Below are 24,988 nucleotides of genomic sequence, written 5' to 3'. Positions count from 1 at the left end.
TTATTTTTTTTACATCGTTTACTACCTTTTCAAGATTGCAAAAGTGATGTTTTATTTTTAAAAACGCATTACTGACCGGACAAAATAAATAGAGTTTCCTACACCTGCAGAATTAGCCAAGAGTCCAATCTACAATTTGCCCGATCGACTTCATCAACTTGTTCTGTTTGACAGTAGAAATTTCCGGTTGATTATTTATACCAGTGTTCTGTGCGGCCAAAATGAGGTGGTCTGTACCTGCCTGTAACAAGGTAGAAACAACATTACAATAAGTTTGCTCATGGGGAACACTTTCTTCTCTTACGATATCCTTAACCACTGGATTACCCTCGGAGATTTCTGTTACAAGAATTGCCTCCATCTCGCAGTGATTGTAAATAATGCCAGCCTGTTCTGTCAGGACTTTGTAGACCCTATCCTTAACAGTGAGTGGGGAGCTGGGGTCACCCTCCTCTTCTGACATGTACTTTGCCCAGAAATGCATATCTAGTATACATTCACGAACTAATTCTGTAAAACTGCCGAAATAGCGATAAATCAGAATTTTTGAAACTCCGGCTACTCTTGCCACTTTGTTAACGCCTAATGCTTTGAATCCTTCGTTTTTGATAATGTCACCTACCGCATTCAGTAATTTCTGTTTTGTGTTTTCTTTGTTTTTCATAAGGAATATATTTGGTTATAATAAGATAATATGGCCGCTGTGAATCTGAGATCCATAACGCTCAGTAAAATATCACAATTACCTCATAGGTAGACATTTGGTTTATTTTTATAATTATCCCAAGTTATGACGGAAGTTCCTACAACAGCAATAACTTATATGAAAGGGGTAATATATTATATGAGAACGCAATATTTATCAATTTATGAGTTCTTTATTATTAATGGTTGTATCTTTATGTGTAGAAATTAATCCCTAACAACACAAAAGAGTGTATTTATGATAATGAGTTGTATTGCCATCGATGATGAACCCCATGCAATTGATGAACTGGAAGATCTGATTGCTCAGGTGCCAAACTTGAATCTATTGTCAACTTTTTCCGATGCAAAACTTGCGATTGCTTATCTGCAGGAAACAGGGCACGTAGACATCATTTTTTCTGATATCAGTATGGCGGTTCTAAACGGCATTGAAGCCGCGGAGATCATGAACAAATATTGTCATTTCCTGGTGTATGTAACAGCACACCGGGAGTATGCTCCTGAAGCTTTCGGCGCCAGGGCTGATGGTTATTTACTCAAACCAGTTACTTATATCTCCTTTACGCAAAAGATTGAAGATATCAGTAATAAGTTTCAGGATATCATCAGGTTGCAGCGTGAGGAAAATCAGTTTCTTTTTATCAAGGGAGGACAAAAAAGCAGTTTTATAAAGATCAAATACAGTGACATCGTATATATCGAAGCAATGCTGAATTATATTATGATTCATACGACCACCGGACAGGAGATTACTTATATCGGATTGAAAGCAATGGAAGATAAACTGCATGTGATGGATGTGTTTTTCAGGATTAACAAGTCGATTATTATTTCTCTGAATTATCTGGATCGCGTAGATGGGAATATTGCAAGGCTTGCAAATGGTACGAGTTATCAGGTTGGGGAGAAGTATAAAAGTGTGTTTCTTGAATTTCTCAAGAAACACACTTTGAAGTCTTAGTAAGGTTTTAGGCGTTGTTCTTAGGAACAGCCCCCGAGTTTGTCGCAGTAGGACCAAAAACGGTACTTGGATCTGCACTGATAAATAAACCATCCCTACCAGATTGATTTTTAAAAACAAACAACGTTCTTTTAGATAATTTGAAATTTCTTTTACTTAGGTTCATAATTATGGTTTTTAAATGATGAACCCAATGTTATTTAAGAAATAAATTCTCTTTTAATTTATTATATCACATGCCTGATTTATTATACAAAACAGGGTTAACAGCCTCATTATTAAGGACTATACTAAAATATAAAGTTCATATTGTGTGTTGGTTGATATACATCTGGTATGAGATGTCCATGATTATTATGCAGTCAATGATGCTTCCATGGATAGTCTATTTGTTGTTCTATTCCCTCAATATTTCCTTATTTTATGTTCATTCCAGAATTGTTTTAAGGAAGGCATACATCAATAGATTTTTTACTATATTTTCTATTGCTATACTGACACTAGCAGAACTGGCAGCTTACTTTGTTATCACCTATTTATGTACATTATTTTTTAAAAATTTGGGGTATGAGGCCTATCAGGAATCCTTCTTCCAGCGCAGGTATCTCATTGGCACATTATGGAGAGGAATATTCTTCATCCTCTATGCTACTGGATATTATTTCCTTTATAGTTATTACGAAAAAAAAGAAAAAACCTATAGACAGGACATTGAAAATGAAAAACTCAAAAACGAAGTCCTGCGTGCGGAACAGGATTTTCTGCGGGCACAAATCAATCCGCACCTGCTCTTTAATACATTGAGCTTTATCAAGTACGCGGCAAAGAAAAACCCGGAGGAGGCGGATCAGGCAGTAATGAGATTATCCGGGATCATGAATTATGCGCTGGAAAGCAATACGCAAACCATCAAATTAACAAGAGAGCTGGAGCAGGTAGAAAATATCATTGAGCTCAATCAATTAAGATTTAATCACAAACTGAACATCAGGTATTGCACACAATTGGAAAACAATGAGGTGAGCATTATTCCGATCGTATTGCTGACACTGGTAGAGAATATTTTTAAACATGGAAATCTGCAGGAAGAAGCTTATCCGGCAGTGATTACTGTAATAGCGAATAACGAACATATCATTATAGAAACCAGCAATCTTCCAAATAATCACAGCAACGCGATCAGTAACAATAAAGGTCTGTTAAACATCAAACTCAGGCTTCATCAGACTTATAAAGATCAATATGAATTTCGTCAGGGCCTATCCGGCAATTTATTCAAAGTTTACATAAAAATTAATTTACACAATAATTAAACTTGATCACCAAATTCATATCTTTAATATTAACATATTAACATTAAAATTGATTTTGGGAAATGAAGCTAACACTCTCCGCATTCAGCATTTGCCGCACACCTGTATTTTCTGTTAATGAAGATCCCGGCCATGTGTGGGAAGAATTAAAAGAATATATCCACGAATCTTCTCCCGAATTTTTCGGGTTAATCAAAGATCAGGAATACTACAATATGACTGATTTAGATCCCAAAATCCGGTTTACCCTATGGAAGTATTTTAACAGGGCAAAATACAGGGCTACACCCTTCGGAAACTTTGCTGCCTTCTCCACACTACCGGTGATCAGAGGAGATCAATCCGAACCGATCATCCTCAATAAAGAAACCAGTATACACCGCTTCCCGAACTGGCAGGAAAAGGAACGTATTAACTACGACCCCAAATTTCTCAGCAATCATGCAATCTTCCTCAGAACCAATACCACAGTTTATTCCTGTCACACCGAATTACGTTATGTAAGTATTGAAGATGCATCATTTGAACTTTCAGCGATTTCTGCATCAAAAACGATTACTGAGACACTAAAATTTTGCCATACCCAGCGTACACTTCAGGAACTTCGCAGTTTCCTGCAGCATACACAGCGCCTGAGCGCTTCACTTACGCGCTACTTCATCGAACAACTGGTAGGCACACAGTTGCTGCTGACGGATTTTCAGCCCAATATCACCGGAACAGATTATTTCAGCAGGATTGGATATAAGGTGGAAGATAAAAAAAACGACTATATCATTGCGGAAAGAAAAAGATACTCGGGACAGCTTTCTGAGAAAAACCTGAGCATCCTCCCTGAGATCATTAACTTTCTGAACCTTCATTTACCGTTGGCAGAAAACAGCTCCCTGAAAGATTTTAAAACTAAATTCAGTAAAAGGTTTGAGCAGAAAAAGATCCCCATCATGGTTGCCATGGACCCCGAGATTGGCATTGGTTACAGATCACTCACACAAAATAAAGAAGACGACCAGCTTGTTCATGAGCTTAAAGTTTACAGACAACAGGCTCAATCTCCGGCAAGCAATATCAACTATAGCCCTCTGCATACATTTCTGCTCAATGCAATGATGGATCGTCAAACTATCCAGCTGGAAACATTTAAAGAGGCCGGACACGACAATCAGGTGGCGGTACCGAACACACTCAGTGCAATGCTGCAATTCTATGATGGAAAATTGATTCTTAAGCAGCTTGGCGGGTGTACAGCAAATTCACTTCTGGGAAGATTTACAATGGCAAGTGATGAAATCACCACTGCGGGAAAACATTTCGCCCGGCTGGAACAAACTGCTAATCCGGAAATATTATTTTTTGATATCGCCTATCAGATTGAGAAAAATGCTGATAATATTAATCGCAGGAAATGTATTTACGATTATGAAGTTCCAATCCTGAGCTGGTCGGAAAGCAATCAGATTATCGACCCTGATGATATCCTGCTTTGTGTGGAGAATGATGAACTGGTACTCTATTCTGCAAAATACCAAAAACGCATTGTGCCAAAGTTGGCTTCAGCATATAATTACACACGTTCAGATCTATCAGTCTACAGGTTTCTTTCAGACCTGCAGCACCAAAACCTGCGTACAGATCTGAATCTCAAATTATCGGACATGTTCCCAGGATTATTTTACTATCCCAGGCTGCAATATAAACATGCGGTATTATCCCCGGAGCGATGGCTGGTGCCCAACCACATCTGCAATGGGAAGGATAAAGCACAAACCTTAACAGCACTCATGCAATGGCTTGAAGAAATTGAGCTGAAAGCTCCTTTCACATGCGGCTTTGCAGATCAGACACTCGTATTTAATCCGGGTTTGGAAGAAGATATGATGTTCTTTCTTCTTTTCTGCAAGAACAAAACAGCCTTCTATATTGAAGAGACTTTCATTCATGAATCCCAGCTGGTGACAGATCACCAGCAACAACCCTACCTCTCTGAGTTCATTATCAACATCGAGCATCAGCAACAGATATACTTTTCCTATCCTTTTCAACAAAAAGAAAACCTGATCAATATCAAAAGTGCCTTTCTGCCAGGAGAAGAATGGGTTTATTTTGAAATCTACTGTCAGCCCACAAGCAGTGATGCGATATTGCTGATCATCGCCAGAGATTATCTCCGCACTGTGAAAAAGAAGCTGAAAAACTGGTTCTTTATCCGTTACAATGATCCCTCCTATCATATCCGGCTACGACTGAAACCTGCCCGCAATGAAGATATCGCAGAGCTGATATCCAGGCTTTCGCATCTGCTTGCCCCATATTTTGAATCGGGAATGATCTCAGACCTGCAGCTAAGAACTTATCACAGGGAAACCGAACGTTACGGACCGGGACGCATGGAGCTGGTGGAGAAATGTTTCAGCAACAACAGTAACCTGATCCTGTACCTGCTCGGCAAACCAGGTACTGTCAACCGTCATTATTATCAATCTATACTTCTGATAGAAGAAGTAATGGACGCAGCATTCAGCACACAGCGGCAGCTGAGCTATGCAGAGCAAACTGCGGCACGGTTCGCTGCCGAAATGGCGCTCCCTTCTGAAGGATCAAAGAAAATAAACCTGGGTTATAAAACTTTTTTAAGCGACAGCGCAGTGATACACGTAAACAAGAACACTCAGAAAAAACTATCAGAAACAGCTGCGTATTTTCTGAACGTACTGGAAAAATGTGACGAAAATGAAAAGGAAAAAATGTTATTCGACCTTTTCCATATGCATACCAACAGACTGTTCAGCAACGACCAGCGGGTGCATGAAATGATCATGTATTATTACCTCACAAAGAAAATAAAGACCAGATTAGGACGTCTGCAACAAAATGTCAATTGAGATAAAAATTAGCCACAAGTAATTGGATTTCACAAAATTAATTCTTAAAAAATTTCTGACTTTCAACAAAATTACTAATTTTACATTAGTGGTAACATAGCAGTTTTAGTTATGAGCTGATTACTGCCAGCAATAGATGATTTTATGAATCCTTCAATCAAAAATTATTTTAATGCTCCATCTTTATTGATGACCAGCTTAGAAGCAATAGAGCGTTTTCAATCTGCACATAAGGTATATCTTAAGACGGACAACGAGGAATCGAGAACGTCAATGGCAAAGGCGCTCCAAACGGTAAAATTATTGCAAACGGAATTATCTGCCCCGGATGAATCTGCAGACAAGATCAGAATTGCGTTTCTAAAACAGGTGACCTCACTGGAAGAAAAAATTGAGGCCATCCACCTTGATGATCTTTTTCCGGATCTCTACCGGGACAGCGAAACCCCTTTCAGGCTGCTGACAGATATACTGGACTGCTTTAAAATATCCCTGATCTCAAAGGGAGAATCATGTCCCTACATCGAGCTTTCCAGCAGCAGCAATGAATGGAAAGATCATGGTGTAACGGCCTTTTGCCGGGATGTAAAGAATAATCTGCGGGAGATAAAGTTCAGCAGCTTATGGGATGCCCTGCAAACCTATCAAAAAAATAAAACGCAGCTGAGCTACACCTTTGAAATCCTTTCGATGACAGGAAATTTAGGAAAGCATTGAGTATTTGAAACATATTTTCCTATCTTCGCCAAACTGTCTCCGTAGTTCAATGGATAGAATTTTGGTTTCCGGTACCAACGATGGGGGTTCGAATCCCTTCGGGGACACAGAAAATATTAAAAAAGGCCTTTAAAGAGATTTAAAGGCCTTTTTTCACATCAGACGCTTCAGAAAACACATTCTCTGACACCTGAGCAGATGATTTTTCGGAAGTTTAGCGAACAATCATTTCCCTTTTGATCAAATCAAAGGTCACTTTTTTACCGATCCAGTTTAGCGTGACGATACCATCATAAATCAACCCTTCAATAAAAGATGCTTTAACATTCAGGCATTCCACAGAGGCTGCCGCAGTTGCGCGGATCGATTTCACATTAGACTGATAAATTGTAGTTTTCAGCGCCGGGTTGAATTCACTGGGAATGACTTTTTTATCGGCATTCAGGGTATCAATTTCCAAGGCGGGAATATGTGCTGAGTTGAGACGATAGACGCCATCACCCGCCCCACTATCTATTGAAAACTGTAAAATGAGTTTATCATTCACTTTGAAGTATGCAAATACGCTGAGCGCTTTGCCCCTGGCATCATCCAGCTGCAAGGGGATTGTTTTGCCGGATTGGCGAACAGCAGCCATGCTTTTATCAGTTTCAAAAATGATTTTTTTATCCTTATAGTCAATTGTAAATGGCTGTTTCCTGAAACTCATCAAAGAGATCAACCCATCAATGGGGCCAAAGTTTACATCAAAAATAGTAAGCACGGGATTCTTCTCGGTAAAACTGCCTAGAGCAACCGTTTGTGCATCATAAAGCGGGGCAATAAGTTTCTCACCAGTGGCACGAAAGCCAGTGTAGCTGCCGTCCTGTTTGTGCAGCACACCTAACTTTTCCGAAAAAGCTTTTGTGACTAATGTCAGACCTGCGCCTGTATCAAATATGAAGTTCCCTTCTACCCCATTAATTTTGGCTTTGACCATGATATGGCCCTGCGGCGAAAGTTCAAAAGGAATTGAAGATTGTGCCCGAATTGTTCCGGCTGCCAACAGTATAAAAAGACAGAGATAAAGGGATTTTACCCGGGAGTTCAAAGTAGAAAGCATTTTAAATGTATAATTATGAGTAAGTATAATCATAATCTACAAATCTGCGAACTAAAATTTAAGTTACGCCTATCAAATAATACTAAAAAACTCCAGCAACAACCTACCCATAAAGATCAGTACAAGAGAAATGTAGATAAAAAACCCATAATCCGGGTGTTTATCATCAGAAGTTCTTCTATGTAAATCCATTTTCTTCATTTAACCTGCTACGGATAGATAATAATTCATTAAATCTGTCAGTTCTTCAGTTTGAGGCTGCTGACTTTCTTTAGCAATAGCTTTAATATGTTCAGTGATGATTTGTTCTCTGCGAATTTCTGATTCACTTCTTTTTTCCAATGATTTATTGCAACAAAGGAATGGAGAGGACATTTGATATTGGTTGAATAATGTTTTCATAGCAAATTGTTTATGTTTGATCGTACAAATATATACCAGATCCCGTGGGTACAGATTGCAATAATCGAAGCATTAATTGCAAAATTCAAACAAATTTTGAAGACCGCTCATTTTACATTAGGTTTGGGTTAAATAATTAAAACCCAACGCCCTTGAGAGCTTTATTTATTGCAGTCATCCTGATATGGAGCCTCGCAGGTCATGCACAGTCCGCAAACCATCAGCAGGCAGATACTGCGAAATTCAACCTTGTCAATTCCTACATTGCGAAAAAACAGTTTGATCAGGCTGCTATGGAGCTTAGCTCAATATTGGATCATCAAGCGAAATATGAGAAAACAAGTATCGCCAAAGCCTATTCACTGAAGGGAAACATCTTCCTGATGCAGAGAAACCCTGACAAGGCACTGGAGAATTACTTCCTGAGCCTGGACCATTATGATATCAAAAAAGACAGTACTGAGCTCGCAAAGCTGCATACCAATATTGGGACCTTATACTCCATGCTGAAACAGCTGCCCAAAGCAAAAGAATATTATCTAAAGGCACTGTCATTAAATCCAAGACCTGACGCAGACAGATTGAAAACCATGACCAATCTGGCAGGAGTATATGCTGAGCTAAGAGAAAAAGAACCTGCTTTTAAGACCTTTACTGAAGGAATCAGTCTGGCGCAAAAACTCAGCAATTTACCTTTGGAAGCTGTGCTTCGCACCAACCTCAGCAATTATTATATCGAAGAGAGGGACTGGAAAAATGCGGTCATTAACGCCAAAAGCAGTATTGCGATCAGGAATAACCTCAAACAACCCTCATCAGTAATCACCCTGAATAACCTGGGCTACGCAATGGTACAACTCAAACAATATGATGATGGTATCAATTGTTATGCAGAAGCCATGAAAACTGCCAATCCACAAGAGCAACAACAACTGCATTATAACTTGTATCAGGCATACAAATCCCTGGGCAACACACCTAAATCGTTAAACTCCCTGGAGCAATACAGTAAGGTCAAAGATTCCCTGTCAAAGTTAAACTATGAGCAGAAGGTTGCCGAGATCAGCGCCAGCTATGAATCACTCAAAAAACAGAATCGCATAGATCACCTCGAGCAGGAAAATGTCATTCAGAAAAAACAACTCAGGGAACAGCTGTTCCTGATCATTGCTGTCATACTGATTGCCCTGTTGGTTTCCGTATTAATTTATATGCGTTTCAAAAACCTCAGCATCAAAGAAGCCCTTGAGAAATCGCAGATCAAACGACAGCTGCTATTGCTGCAACTTAACCCCCACTTCATCTTCAATGCCCTGCAGAGCGTCCAGCGTTTCATCTACCTGAAAGATCAGGAACAGTCAATGCAGTATTTGAGCAGTTTCAGTAAGCTGATCAGGCTCACGCTAGAAAATTCTGACAGAGATCTCATCCCGCTGGATGAAGAGATAGAGATCCTGGACAACTACCTGCGGCTTCAAAGCCTCAACCACAGTCCTGCCTTTCAGTATAACATCAATGTTGATCCTGCCCTGCCAACCGAAGATATGGAGATACCTGTGATGCTGCTACAACCATTTGTAGAAAATGCGGTCATCCATGGCATGAAAGAACAGCAGGAAGGAAAGATAAAAATTGACATCCGCCAGAATGCTCAGGCACTGCATATTTTGATAGCTGACAACGGAAAAGGGAGAGATTTCGGTGCCCCGGGATCCAACAACAGCCTGCACCGCTCCATGGGAATGGATATCCTGAACCAGCGCATTACCGAATTTAACCGCGAAAACAAGCACTATATTCAATTAACGATCAGCAATGCACTGGATGCGAATTATCCGGGTACGGCAGTTCAGATCAGTATAGCCACATCAAAATGAATAATACCCTAAAGATGTCCTGCCTCCTTCTTGAAGATGATCAGCACTGGCTGAGCATCATGCAAGAAACCCTGCAGCAGCATTTCCCGCAGATGAGCATCTGTTCCAGCACCAATATCACTGAGGCCAGTGAAGCCTACCTCAGATACCAGCCTGATTTACTGATCCTCGATATCAATCTTCCTGACGGGCTTTCCTTTGAATGGCTGATGGAGCTGCAAAAGCAGGAAAAAAGATTCCGGGTGATCTTCACCACTGCCTATGCCGATTATGCACTGCAGGCCTTCAGGTTCAGCGCACTGGATTTCCTGCTGAAACCCTACCTGCCCCAGGAACTGACGGAAGCCGTGGAGAAGGCACAAAAAAGTATCAGCGACCAGCATTACCACCAGCAACTGGAAACCTTTATTCATAATTATACCCATCAGGATCAGAAGGATAAAAAGATTGTGTTGAGAACACTCGATGAAATCTTTATTGTCCCTATCGCAGACATACTCAGCATCGAAGCTGATAACAGTTACACCAGATTTTTACTGAAGAGCAGACAACAGATACTTGTCTCGCAATCGCTCAAAGAATTTGACAGCCAGCTTAGTCCTTCGGGCTTTATGCGCGTACATCAGTCGCACCTGGTGAACCTGAAGCATGTCACCGGCTATAAGAAGAAGAGCAATATGCTCCTGCTGGAGGGTGAGCTCCAGATCCCTGTTTCGCAGCACAAAAAGATCAAAGTAATGGAGTACCTCAATAACTTATAGGAGAAACAGCTGCAAATACAAAGCAGATACCAGCGAATTCAAAACAGTAACCTCTGAAGCTATTTTCATATCCCCCGTGTCTGTAAATTTGATGGATATATACCTATCTGTCAGATGATAAAATACAAATTGATAATTGCCACTTTGATGTTGACCGCCGGGATGACCCAGGCGCAGGCACAGTTTTTAAAAAGACTTCAGCAGAAACTTGAAGATAAAGTTGACAAAAAAGTTGATGGAATGATCAACGGTCCGAAAGGCAGCTCAGGCACAGGCAGTGCTGCAGGCAAATCCACCAAGCCCCTGCCAAAGCTGGAAGAAGTATATTCTTTCGTTCCCGGCCGCAGCCTCTATTTTGCAGATAATTTTGCGACAGATGCAGCTGGCCGCATGCCCCGGCAATGGAAATCCAGCGGTGGCGGCAGCATTGTTACCGTACCGGATGTACCGGGAAAATGGCTGGCCCTGGCTCCACGTACAACGTACAGAATAGACAGCATCCTGGCGATGCCGGGCAATTTCACTGTTGAGTTTGATATCCTGACACGCAGCACCCAGGCAAAAGACATCGGTGCACTGGTGTTTGGTTTTGCCAGAGACAACTCTAACCGCAGCTATATTCAGGATGCCTATAACGATAATGCCATCACCGGAACACAGTTACATTTCTGGAATGAAGATGTGAACAACGCCAGCAGTGATACCAAAATAAATAACTCTCTGGAGTACCCTTTGAGTAACTATGGAAATACCGTTTTACATGTTTCCATGTCCATTGAAGGGGAAAACATGAGGGTTTATTTAAACAGGTCCAAGCTTGTAGATACCAGGATGTTCAAAACAAATACCATTAAGTATTTCTACCTGAGCGCACCCTATGATTACGAAGGAGAAGCGATGGCCTACTTTAGTAACCTGGTGATCTCAAAGCTTTAACCTTTCCACCTTACCGGGGAAGGCAGAATTACCATCAAGGTTGACGAGTTTCAGATCTTCTACCCCATGACTCTCCACTACATGCCCAAAATAATCAGGACGGTGACTGCCCCAGTTGACAGCGCTGTTCCTGATGGTAATATGTTTGGCCTGATCGAAGTAAAAGCCTGAAGTAAGCCCTTTTAAAAGCCCCTCTACATTGGCCGGCCGGCGGTCGTATGTACCTCCGGGCAAAGCAGTAGTTTTATCGATAGACAGATCCACCTGATCGAACACAATGCCGGTCACCTTATCTGCTGTGGAGCCACCCACATAAACACCGTTTTCACTCACACATCTGATATTACTGAAGTAGATATTGCTGACCGCACCTACACGGCCTTCAGTTTCGCCCCTAGGAAAACGCCAGCCCGCATCCTTGTTGTTTCCTTTGGCACGCGGATAGGCAGTTACGTATATCGGCTCTGCCTTGCCCCACCAGACATCAGAGAACAAATGAGAATCTACAATGATATTGGAGAAGATCACGTCAGAAACGGTTCCTTCATCGCGGTTCTGGATGCCTATGCCCCTGTTGCTCTTTTTAATGATGCAATTATTGATCAGCACATGACTGATGCTGTCCATGTTTTCGGAACCTATTTTAATGGCGCATGAGCGCGATGTCATGGTACAGTTGTTGACCACGATATTCTGGCAGGGGCCAAATTCTTCATACTCACGGCGGTTTTTCAGGCAGATACAATCATCTCCGGATTCGATATAGCAGTTGCTGATCCGCACATTCGTGCTGTGGTCGAGGTCAATACCATCACTGTTCCTGACCTTCAGGTTATTCAGCAGTGTGATGTTGTCTATCGCTACATCGTCGCAGCCGATCAGGTGCACTGTCCAGTACGCAGAATTGCGGATCGTCAGGTCCCGGATACGGATATTTTTGCCACCCACGATGGTCAGCAGGTGTGGTCGCGGATCAATCACATTGAAAGGCTTCAGTACAAAGGAATCATCCAGCTCCGCCCCCATAAATGAGATCCCGTTGCCATCCAAAGTTCCTGCACCGGCAATCGTGACGTTCTTCAGGTTCTCCCCACCGATCCAGATGGTGCCCTCGCCCTTATTCTGCCGGAAAGCGCTCTTCGTGTACACCTTTTCATCAGGATTGGCAATTACCGTAGCATTGACCTCTACAATAAACTCAATGTTGGATTTCAGATCAAAAGGACCTGCCATAAAAATCTTGCCTGCCGGAACGATGACTTTACCACCACCCGATTTGGAACAGGCATCAATAGCTTTCTGGATCGCAATGGCGTTATCTGTTTTTCCATTTCCTATTGCGCCGAAATCTGTGATGTAGAAATCATCCTTCGGCTTTGCCTGAAGCAATTGAAAAGCAGCAAATAGAAAAAAGAAAAGGAGGGCGGTAGTTTTTAAGCGCATATCTGGTATTTGTAAACGCCGGCTAAACTATAAATTATAAAACGAAGAGGCTATTATTTTTTACGAAAACGGTTTCGGTTACCTGCAGGCAGTAGAATCTCTTTTGATCAGCGTCGACTTCAACGTCAGCCATTCATTAGGTTCCGGATGTTTTTTATCGAGAATTCTGAACAGGATAGCAGCCGCCTCTCTTCCCATTTCGAGCGCTGGCTGCGTGATGGTTGTGAGTGAAGGATTTAATAAGGGAGCGGTATTCAGATTGGAAAAACTGATAATTTTGAGGTCTTCAGGAATAGATATAGCCAGCTCATTGCATACGTAATAGCAGGGTAAAGCCAGATCTTCGATAGATGAAATCACGGCATCCGGTCGCTCATGCAACATCAGCTGTTTGATATTGTGGTAGTTTACTTCCGCATTCTTATCATAGTTGACAGTCAGTTTATCACTGTATTCCAGCTGAAGTGCTGACAGGGCATCCCGGTAACCGGACATCCGTTGTTTACCGGCATTGAGGTTGTTCAGTGCATACAGATAGGCAATCTTTTTACAGCCGCATTCCACCAGGTAGCTGGTCGCGTTATATGTACTTTCATAATCATCTGTGGTGATCTTCGCGGCGTCAATATCTTCATAAACACGGTCGAAAAAAACTGTAGGGATTTCTTTCACCAGTGTAGCAAAATGCTCATGGTTATTGTTATCGCTGGAAACAGAGATCAGTATGCCATCCACCCTGCCACTGAGCAAGCTATCAGTAAATGCAATTTCCAGTTCTGTATTTTCATGGGTCTGATAGATGAGCACATGATAGCCGCGCTTACGGGCAACCTCTTCGATGCCATTAATGGCCTGCGAAAAGAAGTTATTGGCCACCTCAGGAATGATCACAGCGATAGTTTTTGTTTTGTGACTGCGGAGATTACTGGCTGAAGGGTTACGGTTGTACTTCAGCATCTTAGCGAGATCCCAGACTTTCTGTTTGGTCTCAATGCTGATTTCGTAACTATCATTAAGAGCCTTAGACACAGTGCTTATAGAGATATTCAACTCTTTTGCCAAGGTTTTAATCGTAATCGTCTCCTTCATGAACTCAAAATTTTTGGATATAATTGAAGCCCCAAGATAGCAATCAACTCAAACGTTTTCGTAAATAAAATCAGAAGAAAACAAAATAATATACTTTTTATTCACAGTTTTGGTGAATAAACCAATTAAATGGTTTTACCTATCCAAATATAATACACATTAAAATCAATTGTATGAACAAACTTAGACCCAAACTTTCTAAGGCAAAAAGTTTTTGCGGCATTCTGTGCTTTGCATTGCTTTTTTCTTTTTCTTTTACCTATGCACAAACCGTTACTGTTAAGGGTATTGTGAAAGACGCTCAGGGTGTGACCATTCCCTCTGTAACGATCGTCATTAAAGGAACTACCAAAGGAACAACGTCTGATATGAACGGGGCTTACACGATCGCTGCTACCAAGGGCAGTACTCTAGTATTTCGTTTTGTAGGTTACGAAGCGAAAGAAGTGGTAGTGGGCGACCAATCGACCATCAACGTGGCACTCGCCGATGTAAGCAATAAACTCAACGACGTAGTTGTTGTAGGTTATGGTACAACGACAAAAAAGGAACTTACCAGTGCCATCACCACTGTTAAAGCCGAGCAATTTAACGCTGGTGTTGTGGCGACACCTGCAGACCTTTTGGAAGGTAAAGTTGCGGGTTTGAACATTACCGGTGACGGTAACCCGAACTCCACTCCTACAGTTACTTTGCGTGGTCCTTCTTCACTGCGCGGCGGAGATGCTTCGATTCCATTTTATGTGATCGATGGTGTACCGGGAGCAGATTTTAAGTTGCTGGCACCATCTGACATTGCATCCATAGACGTATTAAAAGATGCTTCGGCCTCGGCAATCTATGGTACAAGGGCAACCAACGGGGTAATTATCGTGACCACGAAAAAAGGCAGACCAGGTCAGCTAAGAATGACTTACGATGCCTACGGATCAGTAAAGTCTGTAGCCAATCAGTTTGAGGTAGCCACCGCAGCACAGCAAAGAGCTTATGTACAGGCGAATGGTTTGACTTTTACACCGGCAAATGACAACGGTGGCAATACCGACTGGCAGAAGGCGGTGACACGTGAAAGTGCGTATGCACAAAACCACAACTTATCTTTTGGCGGTGGTACAGATAAAACGATTTTTGGGGGTAGCATCAACTACCTGGGCGATCAGGGTATCGTAAAAGGAAGCGATCTGAAAAGGGTTATCGGACGTTTAAACCTGTCGCAAAAAACATTGAACGACAAGTTGAAACTGGATTTCTCACTGAGCAACTCGGTAACCAACTCGAACCTGATTGTGGACGACCTGCCACTGACGACTACCAACGGACAAAATCCAGGTTTGTTTAAATCTGTGACGCAGTACTTACCTACGCGTACGATCTATAATGCCAATGGTTCATTGTACAATGACCCTACTTTACAGCTGGGTTATAACCCTGTAGGACTAATCACTAACGATACCTACAAACAAAAGCTGAACCTGATGCTTGCCAACACAAGAGCAGAACTTCAGTTACCTTTTGGCATCACTTACAACCTGAACCTCGCATACCAGTCGAGAAGAACAGACAACACGATCTATTACAACCAGGTGTCAGAGCTTGCCCCGAACCTTGGAGGAAAAGCAGTGCGTACTACGCTTGAAGATACCAAGAAACTGATGGAGCAATATATCACCTACGACCATAAATGGAACGGCGATCACGACTTTAAAGCGCTGGTAGGTTATGCTTTTGATGAGACTACCAATGGTGACGGATTCCGCTCCGTAGCACAGAACTTCCCTTCTGATGCGCTTGGAGCAGGAAACCTTGGCCTGGGTTACCAGACAGGAAACCGTGCCGACCTGAGTACAAATACAGCTTATGAAACTTTGAGACTGATCTCTTTCTATACCCGTTTGAACTATAGCTACAAAGGAAAATACATCCTGCAAGGTTCGATACGCCGTGACGGATCAAATGCTTTTGGGGTGAATAACCGCTGGGGATACTTCCCTGCAGGATCAGCAGCATGGAGAATTATCGATGAAGATTTCATGAAATCACAAAGTCTGTTTGACGACCTGAAAGTACGTGTAGGTTATGGTAAAACCGGAAATGCACAAGGATTCTCACCTTATACCCCGCTTACATTGTATGGTACAAAAGGTAGCTTCTACAATGGTGGTATCTATGCAGGTGCTGTGGGTGTAACGCAAAACCCTAACCCTGACCTGAAATGGGAAAGTACAGCTACTACCAATGCCGGGGTCGACTTCTCCTTATTCAAAGGCAGACTGGGTGGTTCCGTAGATGTGTACAGCAAGAAAACATCAGACATGATTGTTGACAGACCTGTTTCCCTGATCAATAACTTCGTGGCAACGACTACTTCTAACGTGGGTAGCATGAGCAACAAAGGGGTAGAGATTGGTTTGAATGGTACGCCAGTAAAAACTGAAGACTTTACATGGGGTACCTATGGAAACATCTCTTTCAACAAAAACAGGATTACTTCACTCGGATCTAACGTATCAAAAATTTATTCCGGAGCTCCTGAAGGACCGGGACAAAGTGGTATCAGGGTTTCAATTATCGAAGCAGGTTATCCGCTTGGACAATTCTATACATTGAAATACCTGGGTCTGGTAAATGGAGTATCAACGTTCCAGGGAGCGAACGGACAGCCGACCACCACTCCGGTAAGTACAGATCAGACCTATGCAGGAAATGCACAGCCTACCTATATCTTTGGTTGGGGTAACGATTTCTCTTACAAAAAATGGAGCCTGAACTTCTTCTTCCGCGGACAGGGCGGTAACAAAATCATGAATGCTTCACTGGCAAGTTTCAATACTCCTGCACAGGCTTCAACACATGGTATCCCTACCCTGACGCTTACCGAACCGGTTACAGATATCAATGCAAACCGTTACTCGACAAGATACATTGAGGATGGCGACTTTATCCGTCTGGCCAATGCCACGCTCTCCTATAAGATTAAAATAGGAGGTAATTATGTACATAACCTGCGCATCTATGTAACAGGCACCAACTTGTTCCTGATCACTAAATACAAAGGTGTAGATCCTGAATTAAGCCTGAACGTGAACAACCAGCAAAGCGGACAGTTCATCGGTGTAGACAGCAACAACTTCTACCCAAGAACACGCAGCTTCCTTGCCGGCCTTACCTTAGATTTATAAGAACCTCAAATACGATTGTCATGAAATACTTCAAAACATATAAAAAATTCAACCTGCTGCTTTTGCTTGCAGGTGCTGCCTACCTTAGCGGTTGTACCAAGCTTGATGTAGCCCCTAAAGCTGCATTGACACCTGACAACTTCCCTACTACCCCAGCACAATTTGTGCTGGCTACAGGACCGATTTACACCAATTTTGCAACCGGACCCGGCCGTACATACTGGATGATCCAAAACCTGAGCGCAGACGAAAACGTCCTCGTTGCCCGTGGCGGAAACTGGTATGACGGCGCGGTGTACGCCCAACTGTTCCTGCACAATTACAATGCTGACAATGGAAACATTGCCGCAAACTGGTCATGGGGCTTCGGTACCATCAGTCAGTGTAACCAGGTATTGAGCCTGTTTGATGCCGCACCGGAAAGTGCAGCGAAAACGCAGACCGTAGCTGAGGTAAAAACCATGCGTGCCCTGTCCTATTTTTATATGATGGACCTGTTTGGAAATGTTCCCATCAACGCTACATTTGGTGATGTTTCTGATCTGGGTACCAAAACCCGTGCGCAGGTGTTTACGTTCATCGAAACTGAACTGCTGGCGCAGATTCCTAACCTGAGCAGCACAACCGGCTCCGCAACTTATGGAAGGCCAACCAAATACCTGGCTTATGCTATTCTTGCCAAAATGTACCTCAATGCACAGTACTATACAGGAACAGCAAGATGGCAGGATGCAGTAACGATGTGTGACAATATCATCTCCAGCAACCAGTATGAGCTGAGTGCCGACTACCTGGCGATGTTCAAACAAAATAACGGACCGGCGATCAAAGATTTTATCTTCGCTACGCCTTATGACGGACTGAACATTCTGGGTATGACTTACGCACGTTTTACCCTGCACCCAAGTCTGCAAACCAAATACAGAATGCCATATACCCCTGCGGGACCAATGTATACACTTCCGACTTTCTATGCTTTATTCAATGATGTGAATGATTTAAGGAGGAAACAATACCTGACAGGTAAACAATACAACAATGATGGCACGCCTATCCTGGTTAGCACTACCAACAAAGGCTTGAGCGATGCTTATAATGGTCCGAGCCCTACAGCAGCTGTACAGCACCACCTTGAGTTTACTCCGGATATCGTGTTCAGAAACGTGGCTACATTTGATGTGGGCAATGATGAGCTGGCAAATGAAGAAGGCTACCGCAACAACAAATTCTATCCGGACAGCATCAGCCCTGTGCGTGACCAGAGCAATGACGTGCCTATGTTTAGGTATGCAGATGTGCTGCTGGAAAAAGCAGAGGCGATTTTGAGGGGTGCTACACCTACCCAGGGACAAACGGCATTGGCACTGGTAAACCTGGTACGTGCACGTGCTAAAGCTACACCGCTGACTTCAGTAACGCTGGCAGATATCCTCGACGAGCGTGGCAGGGAGTTCCCTATGGAAGGCTGGCGCAGGAATGACCTGATCCGTTTCGGACAGTTTGAAAAAACTTACAGCATTAAAACTGACGCCGATCCCAACCACCGTATCTTCCCTATCCCCCGTGCAGAGATCCAGCTAAATCCAAAGCTGATCCAAAATCCGGGCTACAACTAAATCTCATAAGGAATCATCATATTTGTTTTAATCATTAACTTTAATGAATGCAGCTGCCTGAAATGTCTCAGGTAGCTGTTTATCACAATTTACATGAATCATCTAACAGTCTTCGATTACGTTGTTTTTTTAATTTATTTCATTATTGTATCCGGATACGGGTACTGGGTGTACTGGAATAAGAAGAAAACAGGTACCAGTACGAAGGATTACTTCCTGGCTGAAGGCTCGCTAACCTGGTGGGCGATTGGCGCATCTATCATTGCCTCCAACATTTCCGCAGAACACTTTATCGGCATGTCGGGCTCCGGCTTTGCCATGGGATTGGCAATTGCCAGCTACGAATGGATGGCAGCAGCTACGCTGATCATTGTGGCGGTATTTTTCCTGCCCATCTATCTCAAGAATAAAATTTATACGATGCCCCAGTTTCTGTCGGGCAGGTATAACAATACGGTGAGTACACTGATGGCTGTTTTCTGGCTGCTGGTGTATGTCTTCGTAAACCTTACCTCAATCTTTTTCCTGGGTGCTATTGCGATTGAGACCATCACCGGTATTCCATTTAACACCTGTATCATTGCCCTTGCAGTGTTCTCCGCACTGATTACACTGGGCGGGATGAAGGTGATCGGGTATACAGATGTGATCCAGGTATTTGTGCTGGTAGCGGGTGGTCTCGTTACCTGTTATATGGCGCTGAATATGGTGTCTGACAAATTCAGTATCGATACTGTTCTTGGTGCCCTTCCGGTATTGAGAGAGCAAGCCGGAGATCACTTCCATATGATCTTTCACAAGGGCGATAAATTCTACAGTGAACTGCCTGGTATTGCAGTACTCGTTGGAGGATTATGGATCAACAACCTCAACTACTGGGGATGTAATCAGTATATCGTACAAAGAGCATTGGGAGCTGATCTCAAAACCGGACGTAGTGGATTGTTGTTTGCTGCTTTCCTGAAAATGCTGATTCCTGTGATTGTTGTCATACCGGGTATCTGTGCCTATGTACTTTATCAAAAAGGCTATTTCCAGCAGGAGATGATGGACAACGGCGTAGTGAAGCCGGATCATGCTTATCCGGTACTGATGAATTTACTGCCTGCAGGATTAAAAGGCCTTGCCTTTGCGGCACTAACCGCAGCCATTGTGGCTTCACTGGCAGGAAAATGCAATAGTATTGCCACGATATTTACACTGGATATCTACAAGAAGTTTATCAACCAGGGAGCATCGGAGAAAAAGATGGTGAATGTAGGGCGCTGGTCTGTAGTCATTGCCTCGCTGATAGCCATTGTAATTGCACCTGCACTGCGCAGCTTTGACCAGGTGTACCAGTTTATACAGGAATATGTCGGCTTTATCTCTCCGGGGGTGTTTGCGATCTTCTTATTGGGATTCTTCTGGAAAAGAACCACTTCAAAAGCAGCCTTAACTGCTGCACTGCTCACTATTCCTTTATCCACTTTATTTAAATTCCTTCCTGAAATCAGCCAGGGGGCAATTGAGCCCATCCCTTTCCTCAACAGGATGTCATGGGTGTTCTGCATAATTATTGCGGTAATGGTTCTCATTACACTGTCCGATCCGAAGAGTAAAAATAATCCGCAGGGATTAGAGATAGATACGAAAATGTTTAAAGTTAGTCCGTCATTTATGGTGGCCTCGGTATTGATTTGCGGTGTACTCGCTGCCTTATATACCGTGTTTTGGTAAGTAACAAATTAAATTATCACAATAAAACTAAAGCGTATGAAAGACTTAAGCAAACAGGAGATCTCTCCATTGTCTAGCCTCGATGAATGGGAAGACGATGTGTTAAAGAGATATCCTGAACCAGGTACTCCGGCGAAAAGCAAAGATGAATTCAGAAACTATGACAGCCCGGAAATTGAACCAGTAAGGGAATTCTATCGTCTCAATCATAAATATCAGACCTATGGCAATGTGCTGGCAAAAAAGGCCAATTTCCTGCAGTTTGATAAAAAGGAAATGCCATGGTGGCAAGCTATGGAATACCTGAACACGCTGATCGATGATTCAGATCCTGATATCTCATTGGATCAGTTACAGCATTTGTTACAAACTGCCGAAGCAATCCGCGCTGACGGGCATCCCGACTGGTTTGTGCTCACCGGATTTATCCACGACCTTGGTAAGGTATTGTGTTTATTCGGCGAACCGCAATGGAATGTGGTAGGAGATTCATTTCCCGTAGGATGTAAGTTCTCTGATAAGATCGTTTATCCTGAGTTCTTTGCAGACAATCCGGACAGTACTGATGAGCGTTACAATACAAAATATGGCGTATACACGCATCAGTGTGGTTTAGACAATGTACATATGTCATGGGGACATGATGAATATCTGTACCATATTACCAAAGACTATCTTCCTGAAGAGGCCTTGTATATGATCAGGTACCATTCGTTCTACTCACAACACAGAGAGCACTCTTACGATCACCTGCTAAACGCACACGACCAGGAGATGTTCAAATGGGTAGATAAATTCAATCCTTATGACCTCTACTCGAAAAGTCCCAAGCCGCCTGTAGTATCAGAACTGAAGCCCTACTATGAAGACTTAATCGCTAAGTATTTACCGGCAACAGTTAAGTTATAGTATGTACCATTCAGCGCCTCAGCCAGTCCCGTTACCACATCAGCGTATTTGTAACAGGACTGGCTTTTAATCTGCATCGATGAGCCATTTCTGCAGCACTGAGGCAATCGTCTCCTCTACAAATGGTTTTGTAATCACATCATCCATTCCTGCATCATAACATCTTTTCTTGTCGCTCCGCAGACAACTGGCCGTAACGGCAATAATAGGAACATGCGTGTTTTGTTCCAGTGCCCTGATCCTGGTTGTGGCTTCATAACCGTTCATATCCGGCATCTGGACATCCATGAGAATCAGGTCGGGCAAAGCGGTGCTGCAGGAGGCCAGTGCCTCGCGGCCATTGAAGGCCTCCACTAATCTGACGTTGGGAATAATCCTCTTAACTACTGTTTTGGTCAGCAGCATGTTGACCGGGTTATCCTCTGCAATCAGGATCGTCAGCGTATCTGTGTTGATATTCTTTGGATTTATATTTCTTTCAACTGTTATTTCCGGTTTAATATCGGCACTGCCCTCCTCTGCTCTGAAACTAATATCAAAATAAAAAAGGCTGCCCTCATCGACTGTACTTTTGAGTTGAAGCTGAGAACCCATGAGCCCCAGCAGCTTATTGGAAATCGTTAATCCAAGTCCCGTACCTCCATATCTTTTGGTCACCGAACCATCTTCCTGAGAGAAAGCTTCGAAGATCTTGACCTGTTTATCCCTGCTGATGCCAATCCCCGTATCGCTAACCCCGAATCTAAGGGTAGAACGGTTGCCGCTGACGTTCAGTAATTGTATCTCTAACTTTATTTCTCCTTTTTCAGTGAACTTGGATGCATTGCCCAGCAGATTGATCAGCACTTGCTTCAGACGGATTTCATCGGTCCAGACAAAACGGGGCAGATCCGGATCAATATGCATGTGCATCTGTAATCCTTTTTGTTTGATGGTATGAATAATGATATCTGTAGCATCTGAAGCCAGCTGATAAATATCAAATCTTTCCATATTGAGATCCATCCTGCCTGCTTCAATTTTTGCGAAGTCGAGAATATCATTAATGATCGTTAACAAAGAGTCTGCCGACTGGTTAACGATGCCCACATACTGGAGCTGTCTTTCGTCGAGATTTGTTCTGAGCACCAGATCAGTAAAGCCGATAATTCCGTTTAAGGGTGTTCTGATCTCATGGCTCATGTTGGCCAGAAACTCAGACTTAGCCATATTTGCCTGTTCGGCGAGCTCCTTTGCAATTTGCAGTTCTTCTTCTTTTATTTTTTCAGCTGTAATATCCCTGCCGATAGAGAAAAACTGCCCTGTAGAAAGTTCGGGAGTGGTGGTCCACTGTATATGTTTATACTGCCCGTCTTTAGAGCGCAAACGATGCGTGTAGTGGACAGTCGCTTTTCCACTCAATAACCTCTGTGACTCTTCGCGAGTACTGATGACATCGTCAGGATGAACGAGGTCGAAAACAGGGGTCCGAAGTAGAAACTCTTCAGTCCATCCCAGGATTTTTTGAAATGATGGATTTACCTTCTCAAATAATCCTGATGAATTACTGACTCCGATCAGGTCATTGGACAGGGTAAAAATCTTTTCAAAATGTCTCAATTCTTCCTTTTGCCGGCGTTGTATGATCAGTGCCATGATTTCATCTGCCAACAGCTCCAGTGTCCTTTTCTGCATTGCTGTTAAGGCCCGGGGTTTATAGTCTACCACAGCCAGAGCTCCAAGAGCATAGCCCTTCGGATCTATGAGTGGATAACCGGCATAAAATCTGATTTTGGGTTCATCCAATACCATTTCGGATGTTTTAAACCGCTCATCAAGGGAGGCATCGTTGACTTCCATCAGCACCTTATCCAAGATTGCATACTGACAAAAAGATAAATCACGGCAAGTTTGACTGGCATCGAGACCAGTTATAGATTTGAACCATTGCCTATCTTCGTCGATAAAAGAAATCAGCGCAACAGGTGTATCACAAACCAGCGCAGCCAATTCGGTAATGCGGTCGTATTCATCCTCATGCAATGAGTCTAAGATGGCATAATTATGCAGGGCGTGTAAACGCTCCTTTTCGTTTTCAGGTAGGGGTGTCTTAGTCAAAATTCTTATTGGAGAGCTTCTTCTTTAAAGCTAATGCAATATGAAGTTAGAAAAAGTGCCCCGTATACCTGCCGTTCAGTTCATTCATTTAAGCGAAGGAATACGCAAAGAATATCATTATATACTGATATCAATATATAAAGACACAGCGACTACCGTTCTTCTTCCGGTAAGAGGGATGCATTGATAAACTCTTCCAGCTTGTCCCCTATTTTTTGTTCATGAAGATCAATTTCTGTGAGTGTGATCAGTTCATCGGTGATCCAGATCTCATAGACAGCTTTTCCATCAGTTTCAATAACGATTCGTTCATTATTGATTCCATACTGGAGCTGATCTTTGGGATACATCTCTTTGAAATTGCTTTTCAGCAGATCATAAAATAGCTTCGCAGTAATGTTTTTTGTGTTTGTAAATGTTTTCATAGGCAAATATTCAACAAGACGTTTTAAAGTTATGTTTTCATTTTTTTACCCCTATGGGTTGTAATGACTTCTCAGAAACTGGTGGTGACCATCAGCTGTACCACACCGGTTGTTTCATCGCCCGTATCCTCACGCTGCAGCCAATGCGTATAACCGAGTTCCATATCCAACTTTTTACTGAAACGGTAACCTGCGGAAGCATAAGGTCTGTTTTGATCCAGAAAGCTCCCATTAACGTTACCTTTGTTCTGTACATTCAAAAATACTTCATCCTGCAGATTGGCATAGATTCCACGGGTAAAATCCTGATTGGCAACCAGGGGGATCTGTGCACTCAGCAATACACGGGCACGCTGTGAAAACTGGTACCGCTCTGCCTTTACAAATCTTTGTTCAAGCCTGGTTCTGAACATCAGCTCCATACGTTCGAGTTTAAAATTGTGGAGGTACTGCTGGTAGATCCGATGTTCCGGTACATAATGTTTCTCCCCTTCTTCAACTTCCCAGTCGCCCTTGCGTGCATAACCCAGTGCTACACTCTGATCTTTATTGATTTTGTAATTCAGTGCTGTCCGCAGCAGCAGGGCGGAAAAATACGTCAGGCGGTCGGTCGTTCTTAACTGTACATCAGCAAGGATATCAAATTTTTTTGTGATTTCCTGCGTGTGGGAAAGAAACAACCATGCAGCATTATCCTGGGCAGAAAGACTCTGCGGTATAAATAATACGAGGAGGAATATCCATATCAGTGGTTTTCTATTTGCGCTCTTTCTTTCCTTTATCATGAATGCATAACCCACATTTCATCATAAAGTTCGGCAGCAAAAGATTTAATGTTCAAACAATTTTCTC

The 24,988-nt window shown here is 42.7% G+C and carries 20 protein-coding genes and 1 tRNA gene; 12 read left to right on the top strand and 9 right to left on the bottom strand.

All coding sequences use genetic code 11. The annotated features are described in order from the left end of the window. Positions 1-112 precede the first annotated feature (112 nt). A complete protein-coding gene (locus OQY15_RS13150) occupies positions 113-664 on the bottom strand; it encodes a TetR/AcrR family transcriptional regulator (RefSeq protein WP_265792225.1) in 552 nt (183 codons plus the stop codon). 279 nt (positions 665-943) lie between these two features. Here OQY15_RS13150 and OQY15_RS13145 point away from each other — a divergent pair, with 279 nt between their 5' ends. Beyond that, positions 944-1,669, top strand: a complete 726-nt coding sequence (locus tag OQY15_RS13145) for a LytTR family DNA-binding domain-containing protein (RefSeq protein WP_265792224.1) — start codon at positions 944-946, stop codon at positions 1,667-1,669. Between the two features lie 7 nt (positions 1,670-1,676). Here OQY15_RS13145 and OQY15_RS13140 read toward each other — a convergent pair whose 3' ends face one another. Further along, entirely contained in the window at positions 1,677-1,835 is a 159-nt protein-coding gene (locus OQY15_RS13140) for a hypothetical protein (RefSeq protein ID WP_265792223.1), read from the bottom strand. Positions 1,836-2,229: 394 nt separating this feature from the next. Between OQY15_RS13140 and OQY15_RS13135 the strand changes: the two genes are divergently transcribed. From OQY15_RS13135 to OQY15_RS13120, 4 genes are all read left to right on the top strand, one after another. Further along, the gene (locus OQY15_RS13135) at positions 2,230-2,982 is read left to right on the top strand and encodes a histidine kinase (protein ID WP_265792222.1); all 753 of its coding nucleotides are present in this window, start codon (positions 2,230-2,232) and stop codon (positions 2,980-2,982) included. A gap of 62 nt (positions 2,983-3,044) precedes the next feature. Next, positions 3,045-5,864, top strand: a complete 2,820-nt coding sequence (locus OQY15_RS13130; protein WP_265792221.1) for a lantibiotic dehydratase — start codon at positions 3,045-3,047, stop codon at positions 5,862-5,864. A gap of 189 nt (positions 5,865-6,053) precedes the next feature. Next, entirely contained in the window at positions 6,054-6,581 is a 528-nt protein-coding gene (locus OQY15_RS13125; protein ID WP_265792220.1) for a hypothetical protein, read from the top strand. Positions 6,582-6,616: 35 nt separating this feature from the next. Continuing rightward, positions 6,617-6,688 (top strand) — tRNA-Arg (locus OQY15_RS13120). 107 nt (positions 6,689-6,795) lie between these two features. Here the strand turns inward: OQY15_RS13120 and OQY15_RS13115 are convergent. Both OQY15_RS13115 and OQY15_RS13110 read right to left on the bottom strand, forming a co-directional pair. After that, positions 6,796-7,560, bottom strand: a complete 765-nt coding sequence (locus OQY15_RS13115; RefSeq protein WP_265792219.1) for a retropepsin-like aspartic protease — start codon at positions 7,558-7,560, stop codon at positions 6,796-6,798. Positions 7,561-7,884: 324 nt separating this feature from the next. Next, a complete protein-coding gene (locus OQY15_RS13110; RefSeq protein WP_265792218.1) occupies positions 7,885-8,085 on the bottom strand; it encodes a hypothetical protein in 201 nt (66 codons plus the stop codon). Between the two features lie 152 nt (positions 8,086-8,237). Between OQY15_RS13110 and OQY15_RS13105 the strand changes: the two genes are divergently transcribed. The 3 genes from OQY15_RS13105 (at position 8,238) to OQY15_RS13095 (ending at position 11,659) form a co-directional block, all read left to right on the top strand. Beyond that, the gene (locus tag OQY15_RS13105) at positions 8,238-9,962 is read left to right on the top strand and encodes a histidine kinase (RefSeq protein ID WP_265792216.1); all 1,725 of its coding nucleotides are present in this window, start codon (positions 8,238-8,240) and stop codon (positions 9,960-9,962) included. Next, entirely contained in the window at positions 9,959-10,723 is a 765-nt protein-coding gene (locus OQY15_RS13100) for a LytTR family DNA-binding domain-containing protein (RefSeq protein WP_265792215.1), read from the top strand. The genes OQY15_RS13105 and OQY15_RS13100 overlap by 4 nt, the downstream gene beginning before the upstream one ends. A gap of 114 nt (positions 10,724-10,837) precedes the next feature. Continuing rightward, complete coding sequence (locus OQY15_RS13095; RefSeq protein ID WP_265792214.1) at positions 10,838-11,659, top strand: hypothetical protein; 822 nt, start codon at positions 10,838-10,840, stop codon at positions 11,657-11,659. Here the strand turns inward: OQY15_RS13095 and OQY15_RS13090 are convergent. Next, positions 11,648-13,102 carry a glycosyl hydrolase family 28 protein gene (locus OQY15_RS13090; protein WP_265792213.1) on the bottom strand — a complete coding sequence of 485 codons (1,455 nt, stop codon included), beginning with the start codon at positions 13,100-13,102 and terminating at the stop codon, positions 11,648-11,650. The two genes, OQY15_RS13095 and OQY15_RS13090, sit on opposite strands and share 12 nt — an antisense overlap. Before the next feature lie 78 nt (positions 13,103-13,180). Next, positions 13,181-14,191 carry a LacI family DNA-binding transcriptional regulator gene (locus tag OQY15_RS13085; RefSeq protein WP_265792212.1) on the bottom strand — a complete coding sequence of 337 codons (1,011 nt, stop codon included), beginning with the start codon at positions 14,189-14,191 and terminating at the stop codon, positions 13,181-13,183. A gap of 173 nt (positions 14,192-14,364) precedes the next feature. Between OQY15_RS13085 and OQY15_RS13080 the strand changes: the two genes are divergently transcribed. From OQY15_RS13080 to OQY15_RS13065, 4 genes are all read left to right on the top strand, one after another. Further along, positions 14,365-17,370 carry a SusC/RagA family TonB-linked outer membrane protein gene (locus OQY15_RS13080; protein ID WP_265792211.1) on the top strand — a complete coding sequence of 1,002 codons (3,006 nt, stop codon included), beginning with the start codon at positions 14,365-14,367 and terminating at the stop codon, positions 17,368-17,370. A gap of 20 nt (positions 17,371-17,390) precedes the next feature. Further along, positions 17,391-18,986: a RagB/SusD family nutrient uptake outer membrane protein gene (locus tag OQY15_RS13075; protein WP_265792210.1), complete on the top strand. Its 1,596-nt coding sequence runs from the start codon at positions 17,391-17,393 to the stop codon at positions 18,984-18,986. Between the two features lie 93 nt (positions 18,987-19,079). Beyond that, on the top strand, positions 19,080-20,705 hold the full coding sequence (locus OQY15_RS13070; protein WP_265792209.1) for a sodium/sugar symporter: 1,626 nt from the start codon (positions 19,080-19,082) through the stop codon (positions 20,703-20,705). A gap of 36 nt (positions 20,706-20,741) precedes the next feature. After that, the gene (locus tag OQY15_RS13065) at positions 20,742-21,614 is read left to right on the top strand and encodes an inositol oxygenase family protein (protein ID WP_265792208.1); all 873 of its coding nucleotides are present in this window, start codon (positions 20,742-20,744) and stop codon (positions 21,612-21,614) included. Between the two features lie 66 nt (positions 21,615-21,680). On the opposite strand, the gene OQY15_RS13060 is transcribed toward OQY15_RS13065, so the two are convergent. From OQY15_RS13060 to OQY15_RS13050, 3 genes are all read right to left on the bottom strand, one after another. Then, entirely contained in the window at positions 21,681-23,711 is a 2,031-nt protein-coding gene (locus tag OQY15_RS13060; protein WP_265792207.1) for a response regulator, read from the bottom strand. A 152-nt stretch (positions 23,712-23,863) separates the two neighbouring features. Further along, positions 23,864-24,136, bottom strand: a complete 273-nt coding sequence (locus OQY15_RS13055) for a hypothetical protein (protein WP_265792206.1) — start codon at positions 24,134-24,136, stop codon at positions 23,864-23,866. A gap of 71 nt (positions 24,137-24,207) precedes the next feature. After that, positions 24,208-24,921 carry a DUF2490 domain-containing protein gene (locus OQY15_RS13050; protein ID WP_265792205.1) on the bottom strand — a complete coding sequence of 238 codons (714 nt, stop codon included), beginning with the start codon at positions 24,919-24,921 and terminating at the stop codon, positions 24,208-24,210. Between the last annotated feature and the right edge of the window lie 67 nt (positions 24,922-24,988).

Origin of the sequence: Pedobacter sp. MC2016-15 (genome assembly GCF_026239695.1) — a bacterium.
Classification (GTDB): domain Bacteria; phylum Bacteroidota; class Bacteroidia; order Sphingobacteriales; family Sphingobacteriaceae; genus Pedobacter.
Note: the sequence above shows the minus strand (reverse complement) of the source record. Positions and strands in the feature narration are given on the sequence as shown.

Excerpts from the sequence above, each read along its gene's own strand:
- OQY15_RS13150 (WP_265792225.1), bottom strand. The coding sequence starts at position 664 with ATGAAAAACAAAGAAAACACAAAACAGAAATTACTGAATGCGGTAGGT.
- OQY15_RS13145 (WP_265792224.1), top strand. The coding sequence starts at position 944 with ATGATAATGAGTTGTATTGCCATCGATGATGAACCCCATGCAATTGAT.
- OQY15_RS13140 (WP_265792223.1), bottom strand. The coding sequence starts at position 1,835 with ATGAACCTAAGTAAAAGAAATTTCAAATTATCTAAAAGAACGTTGTTT.
- OQY15_RS13130 (WP_265792221.1), top strand. The coding sequence starts at position 3,045 with ATGAAGCTAACACTCTCCGCATTCAGCATTTGCCGCACACCTGTATTT.
- OQY15_RS13125 (WP_265792220.1), top strand. The coding sequence starts at position 6,054 with ATGACCAGCTTAGAAGCAATAGAGCGTTTTCAATCTGCACATAAGGTA.
- OQY15_RS13115 (WP_265792219.1), bottom strand. The coding sequence starts at position 7,560 with ATGGTCAAAGCCAAAATTAATGGGGTAGAAGGGAACTTCATATTTGAT.
- OQY15_RS13110 (WP_265792218.1), bottom strand. The coding sequence starts at position 8,085 with ATGAAAACATTATTCAACCAATATCAAATGTCCTCTCCATTCCTTTGT.
- OQY15_RS13100 (WP_265792215.1), top strand. The coding sequence starts at position 9,959 with ATGAATAATACCCTAAAGATGTCCTGCCTCCTTCTTGAAGATGATCAG.
- OQY15_RS13095 (WP_265792214.1), top strand. The coding sequence starts at position 10,838 with ATGATAAAATACAAATTGATAATTGCCACTTTGATGTTGACCGCCGGG.
- OQY15_RS13090 (WP_265792213.1), bottom strand. The coding sequence starts at position 13,102 with ATGCGCTTAAAAACTACCGCCCTCCTTTTCTTTTTTCTATTTGCTGCT.
- OQY15_RS13085 (WP_265792212.1), bottom strand. The coding sequence starts at position 14,191 with ATGAAGGAGACGATTACGATTAAAACCTTGGCAAAAGAGTTGAATATC.
- OQY15_RS13080 (WP_265792211.1), top strand. The coding sequence starts at position 14,365 with ATGAACAAACTTAGACCCAAACTTTCTAAGGCAAAAAGTTTTTGCGGC.
- OQY15_RS13075 (WP_265792210.1), top strand. The coding sequence starts at position 17,391 with ATGAAATACTTCAAAACATATAAAAAATTCAACCTGCTGCTTTTGCTT.
- OQY15_RS13070 (WP_265792209.1), top strand. The coding sequence starts at position 19,080 with ATGAATCATCTAACAGTCTTCGATTACGTTGTTTTTTTAATTTATTTC.
- OQY15_RS13065 (WP_265792208.1), top strand. The coding sequence starts at position 20,742 with ATGAAAGACTTAAGCAAACAGGAGATCTCTCCATTGTCTAGCCTCGAT.
- OQY15_RS13055 (WP_265792206.1), bottom strand. The coding sequence starts at position 24,136 with ATGAAAACATTTACAAACACAAAAAACATTACTGCGAAGCTATTTTAT.
- OQY15_RS13050 (WP_265792205.1), bottom strand. The coding sequence starts at position 24,921 with ATGATAAAGGAAAGAAAGAGCGCAAATAGAAAACCACTGATATGGATA.